Genomic DNA, 21,845 nt, shown 5'->3' with positions numbered 1-21,845 from the left:
GATCGGACTGCCGGCTCGGCCGGCGGACGACGACGGTCAGCCGGAGAAGGGCTCGAAGCTGACCACGGTCACCTTGATGTCGGCGCCGCTCGGAGCGGTGTAGGTGCAGGCCTGGCCCGCCTTGCCGCCCAGGATCGCCTGGCCGAGGGCCGACTCGGGGCTGTAGACCGTCAGGTCCGTGGTCGAGGCGATCTCACGCGAGCCGAGCAGGAAAGTCTCTGTGTCGTCGGCGTCGTCGTCGAAGTAGATCGTCACGACCATCCCGGGCGCCACGGCGTCGACGGTCGGCGCCTCGCCGACCTGGGCCGTGCGGAGCAGCTCCTTCAGGTAGAGGATGCGCCCCTCGGCCTTGCCCTGCTCCTCGCGGGCGGCGTGGTAGCCGCCGTTCTCGCGCAGGTCGCCTTCCTCACGCCGGGCGTTGATCTCGGCGGCGATGACCGGCCGGTTGGCGATCAACTCGTCGAGCTCGCCCTTCAGGCGGTCGTACGCGTCCTGGGACAGCCAGGTGGCGGGCGCCTCGTTGCCATTGGACACAGGCGGTCCTCCTCGGTTGTGCGTGCTGGCTGACAGGTGAACCTCCAAGTTACCAGTGCCCTACGACAAGGAGTGTCGGCGATCACGCCGGGCGCATCGACGGGCTGCCCGGACCGGGGGCCGTCGACCGCCGCGGGCTGTCGGCGTCCGGACCCGAGGCGCAGGAGAGCGGGCGGCTCTCGTGGCGGATCTCAGCCGGGTGGCCGGCAGCGGACGACCTCACCGATGAACGGCCGCGCCGTGGTCGCGAGGCGGTGCCGGACGGTGACGTGAGGTTGCCCGGCGACGGCGGTCACCGGCACCTCCTCGCGGGCCACCTCGGCACCGGCGTGGTCCCGGGCGCGCAGCACGCACACCGCCGAACCACCGTCCGGCAGGTTCACCCGGAAGTCGACCACCACCTGGTCGTCCGTGATGTCGCCGTAGCTGATCACCTGGGCGTCGTACGCCGGATCGCCGTACTGCCGGTAGAGCCGGACCGAGACGGCGGTGAGCGTCGCGACCACGACGACGGCGAGCAGCGCGGCCAGCACCGGGCGGCGGCGGCGCGGCGCGCGGCGGCGACCGTACCGACCGGGTGGGAAAACCGGCGCGTCCGGTCCAAGTGTGGCGTGCGTCTCGGTCACCGTCGGGTATCTCCCTGGCGTTGTTGTCAGCGGTATCGGCAAGAATGGCAGAGTCCGCCATTCCTGTTCGACTCGGTCGCCAGATCTGGCTCAGCGTCGCGTACGGCTGGGGTCAAATATGACAGGCCGGCGCGGTCCGATGCCGCTACGGGGAGGAATCCGGCAGGTCAACGGGGGCCCGGGGTGGGTCGCCGGTGGGCAGAGACGAGGAGCGCCGACCTTGGCAGAGCAACTTCGACTCATGGCCGTTCACGCGCACCCCGACGACGAGTCGAGCAAGGGCGCCGCGACGATGGCGAAGTACGTCGCCGAAGGGGTGGACGTGCTGGTCGTGACGTGTACGGGCGGTGAGCGGGGCAGCGTGCTCAACCCCAAGCTCGACCGTCCCGACGTCTGGGCGAACATCGCCGAGATCCGTCGCGCCGAGATGGACGCGGCCCGGGCGATCCTCGGCATCGAGCAGGCATGGCTGGGTTTCGTCGACTCCGGTCTGCCCGAGGGTGATCCGTTGCCGCCGCTGCCCGAGGGTTGTTTCGCCCTCCAGGACGTGGACGTGGCCGCCGGCCCGCTGGTGCGGCTGATGCGTGAGTTCCGCCCGCACGTGGTCACCACCTACGACGAGGAGGGTGGCTACCCGCACCCGGACCACATCATGTGCCACAAGGTCAGCGTGGCGGCCTTCGACGCGGCCGGCGACGCCGAGCGCTACCCGGAACTGGGCGCGCCGTGGCAGCCGTTGAAGCTCTACTACGACATCGGCTTCTCCAAGGGCAAGATCCTGGCGTTGCACGAGGCCGTGCTCGCGACCGGTGCCGAGTCGCCGTACGCGGAGTGGCTGACCCGCTGGGAGGACCGGCCGGACAAGGGGCCCCGGATCACCACCCGGGTGCCCTGCGCCGAGTACTTCCCGGTGCGCGACGACGCGCTGCGGGCGCACGCCACCCAGGTGGATCCGGACGGCTTCTGGTTCCAGGTGCCGATGGAGCTGCAGCAGCGCGCCTGGCCGACGGAGGATTTCGAGCTGGTCCGGTCGTCGGTCGACAGCCCGATGCCGGAGTCGGACCTGTTCGCCGGCGTGCGAGGTACGGCCCATGCCCGCTGAGCGGGCGGCGGGCTACCCTGGTCGCACACCGCGACCCGGAGGAATCCCATGCTGACCGCTGCTCAGGTGCTCGCCCAGAACAACTTCGGGGACACCCGCACCGGTGGCCTCGCCGGGCCGATGGGCCTGTTCCTCATTCTCGTCCTCGGTGCCGCCACCGTGCTGCTGATCCGGAACATGAACGCCCGGCTGCGCCGGCTTCCGGACCGGTTCCCGACCGAGGGGCCGACGGCGCCCGGCACCGAGTCGATGGACCGTTCGGTCGATGATCCGACAGGTGGGATCGTGACGGAGGATTCATCCACGGATGCTCCCAACGGGCGCAAGCAGCGCCGCGACGGCTGATCGGAGCATGATTCACGTCGAACCGGATGGTCGACCCCTGTTGCGACCATCGGGTTTGGCTTAGCCTTCCGCCGGGGGGACCAAAAGTCCTCAAGCTGCGCGGGAGGGGGCGCCGATGACCACCGCAGTCGTGTCCGCCCGCCGCGCGGCCTGTTCCGGGTCGGCGGGAGGGGGTCGGTGACCTCCGGCAGGGCCGGTCAACCGCTCGACCGGCCCCGGGTCCGTGGTACGCCGACAGGGCTGCACCTGCTCACCGCCGCCGTCGTGGCCACCGCGTTGGTGACTGCGGTGGTGGGCCTGAGCCTGCCGGCGCGGCTGCCCGCCGACGATCCGCTCGCCGGGCCCGCCCGCTTCGGCTTCGCGGTCGCCCTCTTCGCCCTGTCCCAGCTGGCCCGGCTCCGGTTCCGGGCCGCGGCCGGCGTGGTGAGCGTCACCTGGGCCGAAGCCGCCCTGGTCGTCTGCCTCTACCTGGTACCACCCGGCTGGCTGCCCGGGGCCGCGCTGCTCGGCGTCGCGCTCGCCTGGACGGCCCTCTCGTTGGTGGACGAGGGACGCGCCACCTGGGACGTCATCCGAATCGCGAGCGCACACACCGCCGCTACCGCGCTGGCGGTCGCGGTCACCACCGCCCTGGGCCAGCCGACGCTCGCTGGTCCGACCCCGGCGCTGGCGCTCGCGGTGGCCGCCGGCGCCCTCGCCTATCTACTCGCCAGCGCCTGGCTGGGCGGGGTGATGCTGGCGCTGCGGCACGGCATCCCGATCGGGCGCCCGCTGCTCGCCGCACTGCGCGGCAAGCTGCTGATGTTCGTCGGCAACCTGGTGGTCGGCGTGCTGGTGGTGGTGCTGATCGAGATCGACCCACGCTGGCTCCTGTTGCTGCCCGCTCCGCTGTGGCTGCTGCAGCAGACCTACCGGCAACGGTTGCGGGAGGACCGCGATCGGCGTACTTGGCGATCGCTCGCCGAGGCCACGAAGGCGCTGAACCAGCTCGACGAGCGAGGTGTCGCCACGGCGGGCGTCACCGGAGCGCTGACGCTGTTCGAGGCGGACCTGGTCGACGTGGAGGTGGCCCGGCGGGACGGTCGGTGGCGTCGCTACCGGGGCGACCCGGGTGGTCAGGTGGTCGACCGGGAGATCGCTCCGCCCGGCGGCGACGAGCCCGAACCGGGGGAACTGGTCCGCGACCTGTCGGTCGGCGATACCCGAGTGGGCCGCTTGCGGGTGCGCTTTCCCAGTACGGCGCCGGCCACCGGTCGGGAACGCGACGCTCACGCCGCCTTCGCCGACGCCCTCGCCTCGGCGTTGCACGATGCCGCCACCCACCGGGAGTTGCGCCTGGTCACGGCCCGCTCCTCGTACGAGGCGGTGCACGACCCGCTGACCGGCCTGGCCAACCGGGCGGCGATGCTCGGCAAGGGCGACCAGGCGTTGCGGCAGCTGGCCCATGACCACCCGGTCGCCCTGCTGCTGCTGGACATCGACCAGTTCAAGGAGGTCAACGACACTCTCGGGCACGCCGCCGGTGACCAACTGCTGCGGTTGACCGCCAACCGGCTGGGTGCCCTGGCCCGCTCCGGTGACCTGCTGGCGCGCCTCGGTGGCGACGAGTTCGCCCTGCTGCTGAGTTCGGTCCCGCTGGTCGGCGACCGCGCCGCGCCCATGGCGTACGCGCTGCGTCAGGCCCGGGACATCGCCGAGCGGCTGGCCGCCCCCACCGAGGTGGCCGGGGTGCGGATGTCCGTCGAGGTCTCCGTCGGGGTGGTGGTGGCCCCGGCCGGCACCGCCGATCTGACCGAACTGCTGCGCCGGGCCGACATCGCGATGTACCAGGCCAAGTCGGGTGGTGTCAGCGTGGCCGCGTACGACACTGCACGCGACGCGGCCAGCACCGACCAGCTGGCCCTGCTCGCCGAGCTGCGGGAGGCGTTGCAGTCCGACGACCAGCTGGTGCTGGTGTTGCAGCCGGCCGTGGACCTGGTCACCGGGGCACCGACCGGTGTGGAGGCGCTGATTCGTTGGCGGCACCCGAGGCGGGGCTGGTTGGGGCCCGCCGACTTCATCCGGCCGGTGGAGAACAGCGAGCAGCTCGGTGCCTTCACCCGCTACGTGCTCGACAAGGCGCTCGCCGTGGCCGCCGACTGGGCCCGGGAGGGTCTGGACGTCCCGATCTCGGTGAACCTCTCCGCTCGCAGCCTGTTGGATCCGAGGTTGCCGGCGGAGATCGCGGAGGCGCTGCGTCGGCACCAGGTGCCGGCGGACCGGCTGGTCCTGGAGATCACCGAGACGGTGGTGATGAGCGACCTGGAGGTCATCGACCAGGTGCTCACCACGTTGCGGTCGATGGGCGTGCAGTTGGCGGTGGACGACTTCGGTACCGGCTTCTCGTCGCTGGCGTTCCTGACCCGGGTCACTGTGGACGAGCTGAAGGTGGACCGCTCCTTCGTCCTGCAGATGGCGGATTCACCCCAGGCGGCGGCCATCGTGCGCAGTACCGTCGGTCTGGCCCACCAGTTGGGCCTGCGGGTGGTGGCCGAAGGGGTGGAGACGGCCGCGCAGCGGTCCGCGCTGGCGGAGCTGGGCTGCACCGCCGCCCAGGGCTACCACTTCTTCAAGCCGATGCCCGCCGACAAGATCGCCGCCGTCCTCGGCTCCCTACGCGACAGCGCCCCCACGAACGTCCTCCCCCTCCGCGCCGACGGCGCCTCCTGACGTCCGACCGGCAACCGGGTGCCCGGCTGGATATGGTCGTCGGGTGAATCGACTCGCGGACGCCACCAGCCCGTACCTGCTCCAGCACGCCGACAACCCGGTGGACTGGTGGCCCTGGTGCGACGAGGCGTTCGCCGAGGCGAAACGGCGGGAGGTGCCGGTGCTGATCTCGGTCGGCTACTCGGCCTGCCACTGGTGCCACGTGATGGCGCACGAGTCGTTCGAGGACGAGGCGGTCGGCAAGCTGCTGAACGAGGGTTTCGTCTCGATCAAGGTGGACCGCGAGGAGCGGCCCGACGTCGACGCGGTCTACATGACCGCGACGCAGGCGATGACCGGTCAGGGCGGCTGGCCGATGACCGTCTTCGCCACGCCGGACGGCACCCCGTTCTTCTGCGGCACGTACTTTCCCCGGCCGAACTTCGTCCGGCTGCTGGAGTCGGTCGGCACCGCGTGGCGCGACCAGCGTGAGGCCGTGCTGCGCCAGGGCGCCGCCGTGGTGGAGGCGATCGGCGGCGCCCAGGCCGTCGGCGGCCCCACCGCCCCGCTCACCGCCGAGCTGCTCGACGCCGCCGCCGACCAGTTGGCCAGCGAGTACGACGAGGTCAACGGCGGTTTCGGTGGGGCGCCGAAGTTCCCGCCGCACATGAACCTGCTCTTCCTGCTGCGCCATCACCAACGCACCGGCTCGGCGCGGAGCCTGGAGATCGTCCGGCACACCTGCGAGGCGATGGCCCGTGGCGGCCTCCACGACCAGCTCGCCGGCGGCTTCGCCCGGTACTCGGTGGACGGGCACTGGACCGTGCCGCACTTCGAGAAGATGCTCTACGACAACGCGCTGCTGCTGCGGGTCTACACCCAGCTGTGGCGACTCACCGGCGACGCGCTGGCGCTGCGGGTGGCCCGGGACACCGCCCGGTTCCTCGCCGACGAGCTGCACCGGCCCGGGCAGGGCTTCGCCTCCGCGCTGGACGCGGACACCGAGGGGGTCGAGGGGCTGACCTACGTCTGGACGCCGGCCCAACTGGTCGAGGTGCTGGGCGAGGAGGACGGCCGGTGGGCCGCCGACCTGTTCGCGGTGACCGATGCCGGCAGCTTCGAGCACGGTACGAGCGTGCTGCGGCTGGCGCGCGACGTCGACGACGCGGATCCGACGGTACGGGAACGCTGGCAGGTGGTGGTCCGCCGACTGCTGGCCGCCCGGGACGCCCGACCCCAGCCGGCGCGGGACGACAAGGTGGTGGCCGCCTGGAACGGGTTGGCGATCACCGCGTTGGCGGAGTTCGTCCGGCTGGTCGAGACCACCGGCCGGCTCGGCACCGAGGGCGAGGCGAACCTGTTGGAGGGGGTCACGATCGTGGCCGACGGGGCGATGCGGGACGCCGCCGAGCACCTCGCCCGGGTGCACGTCGTCGACGGGCGGCTGCGCCGCGCCTCCCGCGACGGCCGGGTCGGCGATCCGGCCGGAGTGCTGGAGGACTACGGCTGTGTGGCCGAGGCGTTCTGCGCCATGCACCAGGTCACCGGCGAGGGGCGGTGGCTGGACCTGGCCGGTCAGCTCATCGACGCGGCGCTGGCCCACTTCGCCGCGCCCGGCGGAGCGTTCCACGACACCGCCGACGACGCGGAGCAGTTGGTCGCCCGGCCCGCCGACCCGACCGACAACGCCACCCCCTCGGGTCGGTCCGCGATCGTCGCCGCCCTCGTCGCGTACGCGGCGTTGACCGGGGAGAACCGCTACCGCGAGGCCGCCGAGACGGCCCTGTCCACCGTCGCGCCGATCGTCGGGCGGCACGCCCGCTTCACCGGTTACGCGGCGACCGTGGGCGAGGCGCTGCTCTCCGGGCCGTACGAGATCGCGGTGGCGACCGAGGATCCGGCGGGTGACCCGCTGGTGGCGGCGGCTTACCGGCACGCCCCACCCGGCGCGGTGATCGTGGCGGGCCCCCCGGACCGGCCCGGGACACCGCTGCTGGCCGACCGTCCGCTGGTCGACGGGCGGGCCACCGCGTACGTCTGTCGGGGCTTCGTCTGCCAGCGACCGGTGACCGGCGTCGAGGAGCTGGTGGGACAGTTGCGTCGAGCCGGATCCGCCGGCCGGTGCCGGGACCGGCCCGGTTAGGCTGACGCCGCTATGGATTCCCGTACCGGTCTGCCCGTTGTCGGCATGGTGGGTGGCGGCCAACTGGCCCGGATGACCCACCAGGCTGCGATCTCCCTCGGCCAGTCGCTGCGTGTGCTCGCGCTCACCCCGGACGACGGGGCGGCGCTGGTCGCCGCCGACGTCCAGTACGGCGACCACACCGACCTCGTCGCGCTGCGTACCTTCGCCAAGGGCTGCGAGGTGGTCACCTTCGACCACGAGCACGTCCCGACCGAACACATCCGCACGCTGACCGGCGAGGGCGTGAAGCTGTTCCCGCCCGCGGACGCCCTGGTGCATGCCCAGGACAAGCAGGTCATGCGGGAACGGCTCGCCACCCTGGGCGCACCGAACCCGCGCTGGCGACCGGTCGGATCCCCCGCGGAGCTGGTCACCTTCGGCGACGAGGTCGGCTGGCCGGTCGTGCTCAAGGCCGCCCGTGGTGGGTACGACGGGCGGGGCGTGTGGCCGGCCACCGACCCGGCGTCCGCGAGCGAGTTGGCGGAGACGCTGCTCACCGGCGGCACCAAGCTGATCGTCGAGGAGCGGGTGCCGCTGCGCCGGGAGCTGGCCGTGCAGGTGGCGCGCTCACCGTTCGGGCAGGTCGCGGTCTATCCCGTCGTCGAGACCGTGCAACGCGACGGCATCTGCGTCGAGGTGCTGGCCCCGGCGCCCGGCCTGGCCGAGGAACTGGCGGTCGCCGCCCAGCAACTCGCCATCGACCTGGCCACCGCGCTCGGCGTGGTGGGCCTGCTGGCCGTGGAGCTGTTCGAGATGGTCGACCCGACGGTGCCGGGCGGTAGCCGGCTCGTGGTCAACGAGCTGGCGATGCGCCCGCACAACTCGGGGCACTGGACCATCGAGGGCGCCCGGACGTCACAGTTCGAGCAGCACCTGCGCGCGGTGCTGGACTATCCGATGGGCGACACCTCATTGACCGCCCCGGTGGTGGTGATGGCGAACGTGCTCGGTGGCCAGCCCGGCGGCATGTCGATCGACGAGCGGTTGCACCACCTCTTCGCCGCCGAGCCGACCGCCCGGGTCCACCTGTACGGCAAGCAGGTGCGCCCCGGCCGCAAGATCGGGCACGTCACCGTGCTCGGTGACGATCTGGACGAGGTACGCGCCCGGGCTGCCCGGGCCGCCCGCTGGCTGCGGGACGGAACACCGGAGGAACAAGCGGCATGAGCACGGTCGGTGTGATCATGGGGAGCGACTCGGACTGGCCGACGATGCGGGCCGCCGCCGACGTGCTCGCCGAATTCGAGGTGCCGTACGAGGTCGAGGTGGTCTCGGCGCACCGCACCCCGGTCAAAATGATCGACTATGGTCGGGCCGCCGCCGATCGGGGACTCAAAGTGATCATCGCCGGGGCCGGTGGCGCGGCGGCGCTGCCCGGCATGGTCGCCTCGGTGACCCCGCTGCCGGTGATCGGCGTACCGGTGCCGTTGAAGCACCTCGACGGCATGGACTCGCTGTTGTCGATCGTGCAGATGCCGGCCGGTGTGCCGGTGGCGACCGTGTCCATCGGCAACGCCCGCAACGCCGGGCTGCTCGCCGTCCGCATCCTCGCCGCCGCCGACCGCGCCCTGCTCGACCGGATGTCGGCCTACCAGGCCGACCTGGAGCAGTTGGTCGCCGAGAAGGACGCCGCACTCCGCGCCTCCCTGGCTTGACGCCACACTCAGCGCATGCCGCGTAGCGCCGTTTGCAGGCGTTCCTGGGCGCGGCGTCGGCGTTCGTTGCTGGCGCCGAGGATCAGCAGCAGGAAGCCGACCGGGATCAGCGCCAGCCACGGTCCGAGGCTGAACAGCGCGTGCACCGCCGCGATGGCGGTGACCACCGCACCGACGATGACCGGTGCCTGCTGCTGGGTCATCGAGCCGAAGACCAGCACCGCGACTGCGCCGAGGAGCAGCAGCACCTGGCGCATGGTGCTCGAATCGGTGGCCAGCACGATCGCCAGGGTCGGCACGAAGGCGGCGAGCAGCGCCGGTCCGTACGCCACCCAGCTGCTCAGGTCGGTGCGCTGCCGTAGCTCGAGCACTCCGACCAGCAGAGCCAGCGCGGCGAACGGCAGCGTGTACGCCTCGGGCAGGGCCACCTCGGCGACCCGCATCAGGATCCACCAGGCGGTGATCTCGCAGAGCACCACCGCCCAGAACAGGACCCGTCGCTCCGCCGGCCGGCGGCCCGGCCGGGTCGCCGCGAGACCGAGGACCGCACCCCAGGCGGCGAGCAGTGCGGCGATGTGCCGAGGCGAGTCGAACGCCAGCGCCAGTGCGATCAGCGCGGCGGCGTGGCCGCTCCACTCCACGGTCGCCGCCTCGCGACGTGCCTCCGGACGGCGCAGCCGGGGCAGAGTGGCGGAGAAGACCTGCAACGCCGCGCCGACCGCCAGCACCCCGAACGCCGACCAGACCGGGGCGAGCCCGGCCACCAGACCGGCGGTGAGCACGAACAGTTGCGCCATCAGCGAGGCGAACAGCCAGCCGAGCAGCCGGGCCCGGGAGGTGAGGCCGTAGAGGGCGGCCACCAGCCCGACCCCGACCGCACCACCGAGCGTGAACAGGGTCAGCTCCCGGGTGGCGAGGCTGCCGGCGAGCCCGGCCCCGCCCGCCGCCAGCCCGATCAGGAAGACCAGCACCCGGGCCAGTCGCAACGAGCGGGCCCGTTCGACCAGAGCCGGCGGCGGCGTCAGCGCCAGCCCCAGCATCGAGATGGTGAACACCGCCAGCGCCGACAGGGTGCTCGTCGGCCAGCCGCCACCCAGCGCGATCGGGGCGATGAGCAGCGTGACGGCGGCGCCGGGCAGCACCACCGGCACGGCCCGGGACCGGCGGCCGCCACTGAACCCGGTCGCGGCCAGGGCCGCCGTCGCGGTGAGCAGCAACGCGGTGAGCACATGGGTCGGGTTGACCGCTGCCGGCGGCGGGTCGAGCAGGACCGCCGGTGGTCCCTGCCAGATCCGGCCGACGGTGCGATGCGGATCGACGAGGGCCGCGATCAGCGCTGGTGCGATGGAGACCAGGGCCAGGACGGTCGGCACGGCGGCGGCGGCCAGCGCACCGGCGGCCGGGCTCACCCGCCACCGGCGTCGGTTGTCGTCGGGCAGTCGGCGCAGCGCCCCGTCCAGCAGCACGGTCCAGCGGCGCACCGGTTGGGCCGCGCCGGCCGGCGGCTCGGTCGCCCCGCGTACCAGTTCGGCGAGCACACCGAGCAGTGCCGCCGCAGCGGCGTAGACACCGACGGGCACGGCGATCGGGACGGCGGCGAGCGCGGTCACGCTCGCTCCGCCGACCACCCCGGCGCTGGCCCAGGGCAGGTACTGGGGAACCTGCCGACGGGCCGCCGCCACCGCGGCCAGGCCGAGACTGGATGCGGCCAGGCCGGCGGTGAGCACCACCTGCGGGGCGTGGCCGAACTCGACGGCGAGGGCGGCGACGGCACCCGGCAACGCCAACAGTGCCGCGCCCAAACCCGCACCACCGATCTGCGCCAGGTGCGGCGGCATGCCCTCCGCCTCGATGTCCTCGACGAGCGGCTCGGCCAGGTTGCGGGCCAGCGCGGCCACCACCGCGCCGATCAGCACGATGCTGCCCAGGGCCAGCGCGGTCGTCCACGGCCGTACCAGGCCGGCGCCGGCCGCGTGCAACGCGACCACCCCGGCCACCGTGATGCGGGACAGCGCGGCCCGGGGATCGATCGTGGCGACCGCGGCCATCCCGAAGATGGTGGCGACCATGCCGCCGATCAGGACCGGCGACCACCAGGCGAGATCGAACGCGGCGGGAGCGCCGATGGTGGCGAGCACCACCGCCACGCCCGCCACGTCGTAGCGCCAGGGTGGCGGCAGCAGAATCCCCGCCGCGATTGCGAGCAGCACCAGGGCGATCGGGCCCTGCCAGGTCGTGCCGCCGGTGGGCGCGGCCGGCCAACCGCTGAGGTCACCGTCCCAGATCGGGCCGGGAGTGGCCAGCACACCGACGCCACCGCGCAGCGCCATCCAGCCTGCCAACAGCCCGATCAGCACGCCGCCGATGGTGAGGCCGAGCACCGGCCCACGACGCCACTCCTCGGGCATCGCCCGGGCCGCCACGGCGACGACCAGGACCAGCGCGGCGGCGACGGCGAGCTGCCCGCTCGGCGCCAGCACCGTGCCGATCCGCAGCAGGGTGGCGACCAGCGCGGCGGTCACCGCGGCGGTCGCCAGGTCGGAGCCGTCGAGGGTGAGATCGGAACGGCGGCCGGTGTCGATCGAGGGAGCCAGGAAGAGGAGTACCGCGGCGACCAGCAGCAGCGCGCCGACCCAGGCATCCGCCACGGTGGCCCCCGGTGCGCCGAATCCGGCCGCGGCGACCAGCAACGCGCCCAGGCCGGTGCCCACCGACAGCGGGACCGGGATCTGGCGCTGCGACACCTGTACGAGGGCGGCGTAACCGAGCGTGACACACACGGCGAGGAAGCTCGCCGCGAGCACCGGCACGGTCGCCTCGCGCAGGCTCGCCGGGGTCGGCGTGTCATCCACCGGCAGGGTCGCCGCCACGAAGGCGGCCACCGCTCCGGGCAGCGCGAAGGCGGCACCTCCGGCGGCCCAGGCCGAGACGGTGTCCGCCGCCGCCGGGGCGAGCCGGATCCGGGGAGCGGCGGCGATCAGCGTGCCGGCCACGACGAGGGTGAGCAGCACGGCGGCGGTCAACGCCGGCCGGGCGAGGGCCGCGCCGGCACCGGCCAGCCCGACCGTGGCGGCGGCTACCGCGTGCGCCAACGCGGCGCGGGGAGTACGGGCGGAGAGGCCGGCCGCCCCGATGCCGATCGCGGTCAGCACCATCGGCCACGGCGCGTACGTCCAGGCCAGCCCGAAGGAGGCCGGTACGGCCAGCGCGGTGAGCGCGGCACCGGTCACCGCGAACTCACGGCGGATCTCCGACGGTAGGGCCAGCACCGCGGCCACGGTCAGCAGGAAGGCGCTGGCCGCGAGCTGCCAGGCGGCCGGTCCCACGGCGGCGGCCAGTTCGCCCGGATACCGGTCGAGGTCCGCCGCCCAGGCCGGCAGCGCCGCCTCGATCGGGGCGATGCCGGCACGCAGCGCACTGCCGGCGACCACCACCCCGCTGACCGTGAGCGCCACCGCGGAGGCGAGTTGTGGTCCCCGGCGGGCGGACTCGGGTACCGCCCGGACCGCGAGACCGGTGACCGTGATCACCAGGGCGATCAACAGCAGGGCTCGGCCGGGGAGCGCCACCGAGGCGATCCGCCCGAGGGCACCGATGACGGCGAGGGTGAACACGCCCGCGCCCAGGTCGGGTAGGGGCGGACGGCGGAGCACGAGCGTCCCGGCCAGGCAGACGGCGGCGGCGAGGAGCAGCACCAGGCCCGCGCCGGTCGCGCCCGGCACGGTGGTGCTCCGCAGCAGGGCGGTCACCGCGTACGCCAGGGCGACGGCGACCGCCACCCCGTGCAGCACCCAGGTCAGTTCCCGCAACCCCGGCACCGGTCGGGTCGGCGCAGTCACGCTGCCGCCGACGGGATCCAGCAGTTCGCCGCTCTCCTCCGGCGCCGCCTCCGGCCTACCGTCAACCTGGCTCTGTTCGGCCGACCGCTGCCGGGGGGCACCCGACCGGCCGGAGCCGGCCGGGCCGTCGGTGACCGGCTGCTCCACGGTGACCGGTGAGCGGGCCAGCCACAGATCGAGCAGCGCCACCACGGTCAGCGCCAGCGCCCAGCCCGCCGGACCGGTGATCCGGTCGTACGCGAGCAGTGGCACCACCGGCTGGGCGGCCAGCACGCTGGCGAACCGGGGTGCGCGCAGCCTGGTCCAACCGGCGTAGCCGACCGAGACGGCAGCGGTGACCGCGAAGATCACACCGGCGAAGACGGCACCGGAGGCGCCGCCGTTGCCGATCCGGTCCACGGCCCACAACGCGTACCCGGCGAGGGGCACCAGGAGCAGACCCACGGCGGCGATGGTCTCGGCCGTGGAGGTCAGCCCACGCCGGACCAGCACCGGCGGGGCGAGCAGCATGAGCACCGTCGCGAGCAGCAGAATGCCCAGCCGGGCCAGCGCGTCCATCGAGCTGGTGGCGACCACGGCGAACACCACGGCGGCGACGCCGAGCAGCAGCGCGCCGAGACCGAGCGGGATGTTCTGGACCTCCCGGGAGGAGGCCTCGGGCGGATGCTCAGGATCGTCGGCGTCCAGCCAGACCGGTTCGGTCGGTGGCGGTGGCCCCTGGGTGCCGGCGGCGCCCTGCCGGGGTACCCGGGGCGGCGGGGGCGCGCCGTCGCGGGGCGGCGAGGCATCCGCGGAGGCGGAGCGTCGCGGTGGCCGGCGACGGAGTACGCGCCGGGGGCGGGTGGCCTGCCGGATGCGCTCGTCCCCCTGGCTGCCGGCGTGCGAGAGGATGTCCCGCTGGAAGAGCGCGGCCTGCATCTTCGCGGCGAGCTGCCGTTGTTCGCGGGCGATGGCGGCCTCGCGGGCCTTCAACTCCGCGATGGATCGTTCGATCTCCGCCAGGTGCTCGGCCCATTGTGGCTGGTGCGCACCGCAGTGCGGGCAGCGAACCGCCGGTTTGATCTCCCGGCCGCACGAAGGGCACTGAAAGCTCGCCACGACACCCCTCCACCCGCACTGTGGAATCCCACTGTCGCAGCATGCCCAAAGCGGGCCGGGAATTCGACAGTTGTCGGCGGGTCAACCGCCAACATCACCACACGGTGGGATCACGGACGCCCCATGCCCCGGTACTCCCAGCCGGCCTGGGTCCACAGTGCCGGGTCGAGGCAGTTGCGGGCGTCGACGATGCGGCGGCCGGCGACGAGGTCGCCGAGGAGGCCGGGGTCGGCGTTGCGGAAGTCGGCCCATTCGGTGAGGACGCAGACCAGGTCGGCGTCGGTGACCGCAGTGCTGATGTCGGGTTCGTAGGTGAGTTCCGGCACCGCGCGGCGGGCGTTCTCCATGCCCTCGGGGTCGTAGACGTGGACATCGGCGCCGGCCTTGTGCAACAGGGCGGCGACGGCCAGGGCGGGGGCGTCGCGTACGTCGTCGGTGTTGGGTTTGAAGGTGGCGCCGAGCACGGCGACGCGGGTGCCGGACAGGTCGGGGCCGGCGGGGCCGGAGCGGCGGCCGAGCAGGTCGGCGGCGAGGTTCAGGACGCGGGTACGGCGACGCAAATTGATCAGGTCGACCTCGTGCAGGAAGCGGAGGGCTTCGCCGGCTCCGAGCTCCTGCGCCCGGGCCTGGAAGGCGCGGATGTCCTTGGGCAGGCAGGCGCCACCGAAGCCGAGGCCGGCCTGGAGGAAGCGGTTGCCGATGCGCGGGTCGTAGCCGATGGCCTTGGCGAGCTGGGTCACGTCGCCGCCGGAGGCCTCGCAGACCTCGGCCATCGCGTTGATGAAGGAGATCTTGGTGGCCAGGAAGGCGTTCGCGGCGACCTTGACCAGTTCGGCGGTGGCGAAGTCGGTGACGACCAGCGGTACTTCCCGGTCCTCGGTGGCGGCGAGATCGAACACGCCCTTGTGGGCGGCGTAGAGCATGCCGTTGGCCCACTCGCTCTTGACCCCGACGACGATGCGGTTGGGGCGCAGCACGTCGTCGACGGCGAAGCCCTCCTGGAGGAACTCGGGGCTCCAGGCGACCTCGACGCCGAGGTCGGCCGGGCTGTGCTTGCCGACGAGCTGCTCCACCCACTCGGCGGTGCCGACCGGGACGGTGGACTTGCCGACGATCAGCGCCTTGCGGGTCAGGTGCTGGGCCAGGCCGGTGACCGACGCCTCGACGTACGACAGGTCGGCGCCCATCCCATCGGCCCGCTGCGGGGTGCCGACGCAGATGAAGTGCACGTCACCGAAGTCGGCGGTCTCGGCGATGTCGGTGCTGAAGCGCAGCCGGCCGGCGGCGAGGTTGCGCCGCAGCAGTTCGTCGAGCCCGGGCTCGTGGATCGGCACCTCGCCCGCGTTCAGCTTCGCGATCTTGTCCGCGTCGACGTCGAAGCCGAGCACCTCGTAGCCGAGTTCGGCGTAACAGATGGCATAGGTCGCGCCAAGGTAGCCGGTGCCCAGGAAGGTCACCCGGGGCCGGGAGGCACCCGAGGGGGGTGTGACCGCCGCGATGGCGGGCACCGGCTGGGTGTTCGGGTACGGGATGGTCACGCCTGTCTCTCCGCTCGCACTGGCGCCGCGTGGCTGCGTCGCGTTCCGCCACGGCGCCAGGGTGGGCACCGCAGGGGTGGGTCGTCTGCTGGGTCCATCATCGCCGAGCGGCGTCAGAGCTTCGTCATGGCCCAGCCTACGCGCCGGTAACATCACCTGAACTGTGGTCGTTATCCTTCAGTCTGCGTGGTGGGCGTCCAGCCGACGTTACAGACTGCGCATGATAGCGGTGAAGGGGAGGGGCCGACATGGCCGCAGAGCAGTCGTTCGACGCGTACCGCCTGCCGGAGGAGCACGAGGCGATCCGGGAAGCGGTCCGTGAGGTCTGTGCGGCGAAGGTGGCTCCGCACGCCGCCGAGGCGGACGAGACCGGTGAGTTCCCGAAGGCGTCGTACGACGCGCTACGTGCCGCCGACTTCCACGCACCGCACATCCCGGTCGAGTACGGCGGGGCGGGTGCGGACGCGCTGGCCACGGCGATCGTGATCGAGGAGGTCGCCCGGGCCTGCGCCTCCTCCTCGTTGATCCCGGCGGTGAACAAGCTGGGCACGATGCCGCTGCTGCTGGCCGGATCCGACGATCTCAAGCGCCGCTACCTGACGCCGGTCGCCGCCGGCGAGGCGATGTTCTCGTACTGCCTCTCCGAGCCGGAGGCCGGCAGCGACGCGGCGGCGATGACCACCCGGGCGGTACGTGACGGCGACCACTGGGTGCTCAACGGGGTGAAGCGTTGGATCACCAACGCCGGTGTCTCGGAGTTCTACACCGTTTTCGCGACGACCGACCCCACCGCCCGGTCCCGGGGCATCTCCGCCTTCGTGGTCGAGAAGTCGGATCCGGGGGTCAGCTTCGGCGCGCCGGAGAAGAAGTTGGGCATCAAGGGGTCGCCGACCCGCGAGGTCTACCTGGACAACGTCCGGATCCCGGCGGACCGGATGATCGGTGCCGAGGGCACCGGCTTCGCCACCGCCATGAAGACCCTGGACCACACCCGGGTCACCATCGCCGCGCAGGCGGTGGGCATCGCGCAGGGTGCGCTCGACTACGCCAAGGGGTACGTCGCCGAGCGCAAGCAGTTCGGCAGGGCGGTCGCCGAGTTCCAGGGCGTGCAGTTCATGCTCGCCGACATGGGCATGAAGCTGGAGGCGGCCCGGCAATTGACGTACGCGGCGGCCGGCCGGTCCGAGCGCGGCGACGCCGATCTGACCTACTTCGGCGCGGCGGCCAAGTGCTTCGCCTCGGACGCCGCGATGGAGATCACCACCGACGCGGTGCAGTTGCTCGGCGGCTACGGCTACACCCGTGACTACCCCGTCGAGCGGATGATGCGGGACGCCAAGATCACCCAGATCTACGAGGGCACGAACCAGGTGCAGCGCATCGTCATGGCCCGGCAGTTGCTCAAGGACTGACACTCCGACGACGGCTGTCGGCACCTCCGCCCGCGCGGGTGCCGGGCGGAGGTGCCGACCCGTATCTGTCGGGTCAGCTGGTGGCGTCGTCGCGTCGGGGCAGGTTGCCCGGCGGTGCCGACCAGGGCGACCCACCTCCGGTCCGCCGGGGCAGCGGCTCGGTCGGTGTCGGGTCCGGGTCCGGGTAGCCCAGGCTCAGCGGCGCGGTGTCCCGTTCCGCCGACGGGCCTGGTGACCAGTCGGTCAACGTCTGGTCCGGCGCCGGCGCGTCGGGGGTGCCCGACTCCGGCTGCGGCGCCGCGACCGGCCAACGCCGCCACCGTTGCCCGCTGAACGTCGCGATCAGCAGCAGCACGCCGATCAGGAAGAGCGTGCCGTTCTCCACCGGCAGCCCCAGCGGCAGCGGGTCGCCGAGAAACCTCCAGTCGGACGGGATGCGCTCGCGTACCCGGAAGGGCGAGACGAACAGTCCGACGTACGGGGTGACCAGCAGCAGGCCGGCCACCAGCGGACCGAGCGGTGAGATGCGTAGCGTGCCGAGCAGGCCCAGCACGATGCCACCGACAGCGAGGTACACGGCCGGTTCGATGAGATTCGCCGTGTTGGCGGTGCCGATCTCCACCCACCGGTTGACGGTGTCGGCCGACCCGTCCTGACCGAGGGTGACCAGCACCCAGGTGACCGGCACCACCACCAGCCCTGCGAGGAAGCTCCACAGATGTCGCATCCGCGCACCGTACCGTTTCCGACATGACCGAGCACCCCGCCACCGCCCTGCCGGGCAAGCCGACCTCGTACTCCCGGGTAACCCTCAGCCGGATCATGACCGCGGTGGATGTGAACCTGTACGGAACGGTGCACGGCGGGGTGCTGATGAAGTTCATCGACGACGTGGCCGGCGCGGCGGCGGCGCGGCACAGCGGTGGCACGGCGGTGACCGCCGCGATCGACGAGATCGTCTTCTCGGAGGCGGTCCGGGTGGGCGACCTGGTGCACGCGTACGCCCAGGTGAACTGGACCGGGCAGACCTCGATGGAGGTCGGCGTCCGGGTGATGGCCGAGCGCTGGGACTCGGCCGACGAGGCGCCGGTGCGGGTGGCCACCGCGTACCTCGTCTTCGTCGGGGTCGAGGTGGGTGGCGCGCCCCGGCCGGTGCGTCCGGTGTTGCCGGAGACGCCGGAGGACGAGCGGCGCTGGCGTGAGGCGGAGATCCGCCGCGCCCACCGGCTGGCCCGCCGCCAGGCCATCCAGGCGGCCCGTAGCGAACCCTGACCGCTCCGGCCGCCGACGGCGCTTCCTGCGTCCCGGCCACACTGGTCGGGTCCAGGGGGTGTGGGGCGGGCACATGCGCCTGCGCGGGTCGGGTGCGGACAATGGCGCTTCGAGGTAGGGCAAGATGGCGCCACGGCCCACCGCACAGCGTCGTGCCGGGCCAGGGGAGGAGTGGACCAGTGACGGACGTGCTGTGGACGCCACCGGCGGACGTGCTCCAGCGGTCCCGGATCGGGGCTTATCTGCGTTGGCTCGCCGAGCACCGGGGGTTGACGTTCGCCGACTACGACGCGCTGTGGCGATGGTCGGTCACCGACCTGGACGCCTTCTGGCGGTCGATCTGGGACCACTTCGGTGTCGTCGCGCACACCCCGCCGACCGCCACCCTGACCGACCGGGACATGCCGGGCACCCGGTGGTTCCCCGGCGCCACCCTCAACTACGCCGAGAACGTGCTGCGGATGCCGGGCCGGGCCGAGGACGAGCCCGTGGTCGTGGCGCACGGGCAGACCCGGCCGCCGGTCACCCTGACTGCCGGGCAGTTGCGCGAGCAGGTCCGCCGGGTCGCCGCCGGACTGCGCCGGCTCGGCGTCACCACCGGCGACCGGGTGGCCGGGTACGCGCCGAACATCCCCGAGACGTACGTGCTGATGCTGGCGACCGCGAGCCTCGGTGCCGTCTTCTCGTCCTGCGCGCCGGAATTCGGCACCCGCAGCGTGACCGACCGGTGGCAGCAGATCGAGCCGAAGGTCCTGGTCGCCGTGGACGGCTACCGCTACGGCGACAAGCCGGTCGACCGGCGCGCCGAGGTGGCCGCGATCCGGGCCGCGCTGCCGTCGCTGCGGCACACCGTGTCGATCCCCTACCTCGACCCCGACGGTTCGCCGGCTGCGGACGCACTCGCCTGGGCGGAGTTGGCGGTCGAGACCGACGAACCGCTGGCCTTCACCCCGGTGCCGTTCGACCACCCGCTTTACGTGCTCTACTCCTCCGGCACCACCGGGCTGCCCAAGCCGATCGTGCACGGACACGGCGGCATCCTGCTGGAGCACCTGAAGATGCTCGCCCTGCACCACGACCTCGGCCCGGCGGACCGGTTCTTCTGGTTCACCACCACCGGCTGGATGATGTGGAACTTCCTGGTCTCCGGGCCGGCGGTGGGCGCGGCCATCGTGCTGTTCGACGGCAACCCCGGCCATCCCGACCTGGGCGCCCTGTGGCGGCTGGCGGAGCAGACCGGCACCACGTACTTCGGCACCTCGGCGCCGTTCCTGCTGGCCTGCCGCAAGGCCGGGCTGGTCCCGCGCGAGATCGCCGACCTCTCCGCGCTGCGCGGCCTCGGCTCCACCGGCGCGCCACTGCCCGCCGAGGGCTTCACCTGGGTGTACGACACGATCGGCGACGGCCTTCAGCTCCAGTCGCTCTCCGGCGGTACCGACGTCTGCACCGGTTTCGTCGGCGGTGTGCCGCTGCTGCCGGTGCACGCCGGTGAGATCGCCTGCCGCGCCCTCGGTGCGAAGGTGGAGGCCCGCTCGCCGGACGGCACCCCCGTCATCGGGGAACTGGGCGAGCTGGTGATCACTGAACCCATGCCGAGCATGCCGGTGGGTTTCTGGAACGATCCGGACGGAGCCCGCTACCGGGAGGCGTACTTCGACATCTATCCCGGGGTGTGGCGGCACGGGGACTGGATCACCATCAACTCCCGGGGCGGTTGTGTCATCACCGGCCGCTCCGACGCCACCCTCAACCGGGGCGGCGTACGGCTCGGCACCGCCGAGTTCTACTCCGTCGTGGAAGGGCTGGACGAGGTCGCCGACTCGGTGGTGGTGCACCTGGAGGACGACGAGGGCGGCGCCGGTGAGCTGCTGCTGTTCGTGGTGCTCGCCGAGGGGGTGACCCTTGACGACGAGTTACGCCGGACGATCTGCCGCGAGCTGCGTACCGCGTTGTCGCCCCGGCACGTACCCGACGAGATCCACCAGGTCCGCGCGGTGCCACGCACCCTGTCCGCGAAGAAGCTCGAGGTGCCGGTCAAGAAGATCCTCACCGGGACTCCGGTCAACCAGGCGGCGGCCAAGGGCGCCCTGGCCAACCCGGACTCCCTGACCGCCTTCGCCACCCTGGCCCGACAGCGCACCCCGGACCGCCCCGCCACCTGACCCGACCTTCGACGCCGACCCCTCGACCCGAGCCTCCAGCACCGCCCCGCCGGCGACGGCCCGGGCTGTGGCTCGGGCTGTGTGGCTCGGGCTCGGGCGGTGTCGGCCTGGGCGCTGGTCGCCATAGCTCGAGCTTCCCTCCGTCGAGAAGCAGCTACGAGCTGAGACCTTGCGTTACTCAGCGTGCTGTCGCAGTTCGCCCAACCAATACCTTCCACCGTCCTTTGCTCTGCTTCAACCCACGCAACAGTTACTTTTCGTAGCGTCCGACGCGTGAGTGGCACCGGACCGTCGTTGCGTCGTTGCAGGTTAGGCGGTTGTGCGTAGGTTGAAGCAGAGCAAAGGGCGGGAAGGGGTATATAGCCCGGCGCTGGCGTAGCAACGGTGAGTGAGCGACGCGGAGGGTGAAGGTCGACTCGCTGGTTCGAACACTGGCACTGGGCAGCGTCGTCCTCGCCATGGGGCGGTCGAGTCAGGGCACGGCGGTCGGGGCACGGCGGTCAAGGCCGGATAGGGCGGGGGCGGGCCAGCAAGGCAGGTCGGGCCGGGTAGACCGGCGGTCCCGGCAGGCCGGGCCGGGCGGGCCCGGCGGGCGGGTCCGGGCGGTAAGGGCAGGACTGGGCGGGCAGGTCAGGTCAGCGAGTGGGTGATGCGTTCCGTCGATTGGCGTTCGGCCAGACGGGCCCGGTCAAGGTGGGCGCAGAGCACCAGGGTGGCGCCGACGCTGAGCGGGGCCAGCAGCCAGTCGAGCGGGTCCGGCCGGCGGTCGACGTCCACGAGGAGCCGGTCGCCCGCGGAGATGCCGAGTTCGGCGGCGCGGGTGGTGACCCGGGCGCGCAGCGCGGTGTGCTCCGGGCCGCCGGGCGGGTACGCCGTGAAGTGGTCGCCGTGCGCGCGTACCTCGGTGACGTAGTCGGCGAAGCCCGCCGGCACCTCCCGCAGCGGCAGCGCGAACGGGTGCAACGCGAGCGCGTATCGGTCGGCCGCCGACCAGGCGTCGGCCTCGGCGACGCCGTCGACGGTGGCGAACAGCACGTCCACCTCGCCCGGCCGGTCGGCGACCGGCAGACCGGCCGGACGCACCGTCAGCCCGGCCGACCAGCATCCGAGCAGCACCGCGGCGCTCTGCCAGTGCGGCGGCAGCAGCACCGCCGCGGTGCCGCCCGGCTCGAGGGCCAGTTCGTCGACGAGCAGGTTCGCCGTCTTGGCCACCCAGTTCGCCAGCGTCGCTCCGGAAAGCTCGGTGCGCTCGCCGGTGGCGTCGTCGTACCAGGTCAGCATGGGGCGGTTCGGGTCGGTCGCGACCGCGTCGGCGAGTACCCGGGCAATGTTGTCGGCCATCGGCGCGAACGATACGCGCCCGGCGGCCGTACTCGATGACAGCGACAA

The 21,845-nt window shown here is 72.6% G+C and carries 15 protein-coding genes; 9 read left to right on the top strand and 6 right to left on the bottom strand.

What is annotated here, in order from left to right:
- Positions 1–36 precede the first annotated feature (36 nt).
- Both greA and O7605_RS15055 read right to left on the bottom strand, forming a co-directional pair.
- The gene (gene greA, locus O7605_RS15060) at positions 37–534 is read right to left on the bottom strand and encodes a transcription elongation factor GreA (protein ID WP_164446063.1); all 498 of its coding nucleotides are present in this window, start codon (positions 532–534) and stop codon (positions 37–39) included.
- A 191-nt stretch (positions 535–725) separates the two neighbouring features.
- A complete protein-coding gene (locus O7605_RS15055; protein WP_269739772.1) occupies positions 726–1,160 on the bottom strand; it encodes a DUF4307 domain-containing protein in 435 nt (144 codons plus the stop codon).
- A gap of 220 nt (positions 1,161–1,380) precedes the next feature.
- Here O7605_RS15055 and mca point away from each other — a divergent pair, with 220 nt between their 5' ends.
- The 6 genes from mca (at position 1,381) to purE (ending at position 9,135) form a co-directional block, all read left to right on the top strand.
- Entirely contained in the window at positions 1,381–2,262 is an 882-nt protein-coding gene (gene mca / locus O7605_RS15050) for a mycothiol conjugate amidase Mca (RefSeq protein WP_164446061.1), read from the top strand.
- A 48-nt stretch (positions 2,263–2,310) separates the two neighbouring features.
- Positions 2,311–2,607, top strand: coding sequence for a hypothetical protein (locus tag O7605_RS15045; protein ID WP_164446060.1), 297 nt, complete (start codon positions 2,311–2,313; stop codon positions 2,605–2,607).
- 240 nt (positions 2,608–2,847) lie between these two features.
- Entirely contained in the window at positions 2,848–5,316 is a 2,469-nt protein-coding gene (locus O7605_RS15040; RefSeq protein ID WP_269742641.1) for a putative bifunctional diguanylate cyclase/phosphodiesterase, read from the top strand.
- 43 nt (positions 5,317–5,359) lie between these two features.
- Positions 5,360–7,438, top strand: coding sequence for a thioredoxin domain-containing protein (locus tag O7605_RS15035; protein ID WP_269739771.1), 2,079 nt, complete (start codon positions 5,360–5,362; stop codon positions 7,436–7,438).
- 12 nt (positions 7,439–7,450) lie between these two features.
- Positions 7,451–8,647 (top strand): 5-(carboxyamino)imidazole ribonucleotide synthase, encoded by a 1,197-nt coding sequence (locus O7605_RS15030; protein WP_269739770.1) that lies wholly within the window; start codon positions 7,451–7,453, stop codon positions 8,645–8,647.
- Entirely contained in the window at positions 8,644–9,135 is a 492-nt protein-coding gene (gene purE / locus O7605_RS15025) for a 5-(carboxyamino)imidazole ribonucleotide mutase (protein ID WP_269739769.1), read from the top strand. Before O7605_RS15030 ends, purE begins: the two co-directional genes overlap by 4 nt.
- Positions 9,136–9,143: 8 nt before the next feature.
- On the opposite strand, the gene O7605_RS15020 is transcribed toward purE, so the two are convergent.
- Both O7605_RS15020 and O7605_RS15015 read right to left on the bottom strand, forming a co-directional pair.
- Positions 9,144–14,072 carry an SCO7613 C-terminal domain-containing membrane protein gene (locus O7605_RS15020; RefSeq protein ID WP_269739768.1) on the bottom strand — a complete coding sequence of 1,643 codons (4,929 nt, stop codon included), beginning with the start codon at positions 14,070–14,072 and terminating at the stop codon, positions 9,144–9,146.
- A gap of 110 nt (positions 14,073–14,182) precedes the next feature.
- A complete protein-coding gene (locus O7605_RS15015) occupies positions 14,183–15,610 on the bottom strand; it encodes a UDP-glucose dehydrogenase family protein (RefSeq protein WP_269739767.1) in 1,428 nt (475 codons plus the stop codon).
- 248 nt (positions 15,611–15,858) lie between these two features.
- Here O7605_RS15015 and O7605_RS15010 point away from each other — a divergent pair, with 248 nt between their 5' ends.
- Positions 15,859–17,022 carry an acyl-CoA dehydrogenase family protein gene (locus O7605_RS15010; RefSeq protein ID WP_269739766.1) on the top strand — a complete coding sequence of 388 codons (1,164 nt, stop codon included), beginning with the start codon at positions 15,859–15,861 and terminating at the stop codon, positions 17,020–17,022.
- Between the two features lie 73 nt (positions 17,023–17,095).
- On the opposite strand, the gene O7605_RS15005 is transcribed toward O7605_RS15010, so the two are convergent.
- On the bottom strand, positions 17,096–17,749 hold the full coding sequence (locus O7605_RS15005; protein WP_269739765.1) for a hypothetical protein: 654 nt from the start codon (positions 17,747–17,749) through the stop codon (positions 17,096–17,098).
- A 23-nt stretch (positions 17,750–17,772) separates the two neighbouring features.
- On the opposite strand from O7605_RS15005, the gene O7605_RS15000 reads away from it, so the two are divergent.
- Entirely contained in the window at positions 17,773–18,294 is a 522-nt protein-coding gene (locus O7605_RS15000) for an acyl-CoA thioesterase (protein WP_269739764.1), read from the top strand.
- 179 nt (positions 18,295–18,473) lie between these two features.
- Positions 18,474–20,456, top strand: coding sequence for an acetoacetate--CoA ligase (locus tag O7605_RS14995; RefSeq protein WP_269739763.1), 1,983 nt, complete (start codon positions 18,474–18,476; stop codon positions 20,454–20,456).
- Positions 20,457–21,086: 630 nt separating this feature from the next.
- On the opposite strand, the gene O7605_RS14990 is transcribed toward O7605_RS14995, so the two are convergent.
- On the bottom strand, positions 21,087–21,797 hold the full coding sequence (locus tag O7605_RS14990; protein WP_269739762.1) for a TIGR03089 family protein: 711 nt from the start codon (positions 21,795–21,797) through the stop codon (positions 21,087–21,089).
- Between the last annotated feature and the right edge of the window lie 48 nt (positions 21,798–21,845).

Source organism: Verrucosispora sp. WMMA2121 (genome assembly GCF_027460185.1).
Lineage (GTDB): Bacteria > Actinomycetota > Actinomycetes > Mycobacteriales > Micromonosporaceae > Micromonospora > Micromonospora palythoicola.
This window is presented reverse-complemented; position numbering and strand designations above follow the sequence as displayed.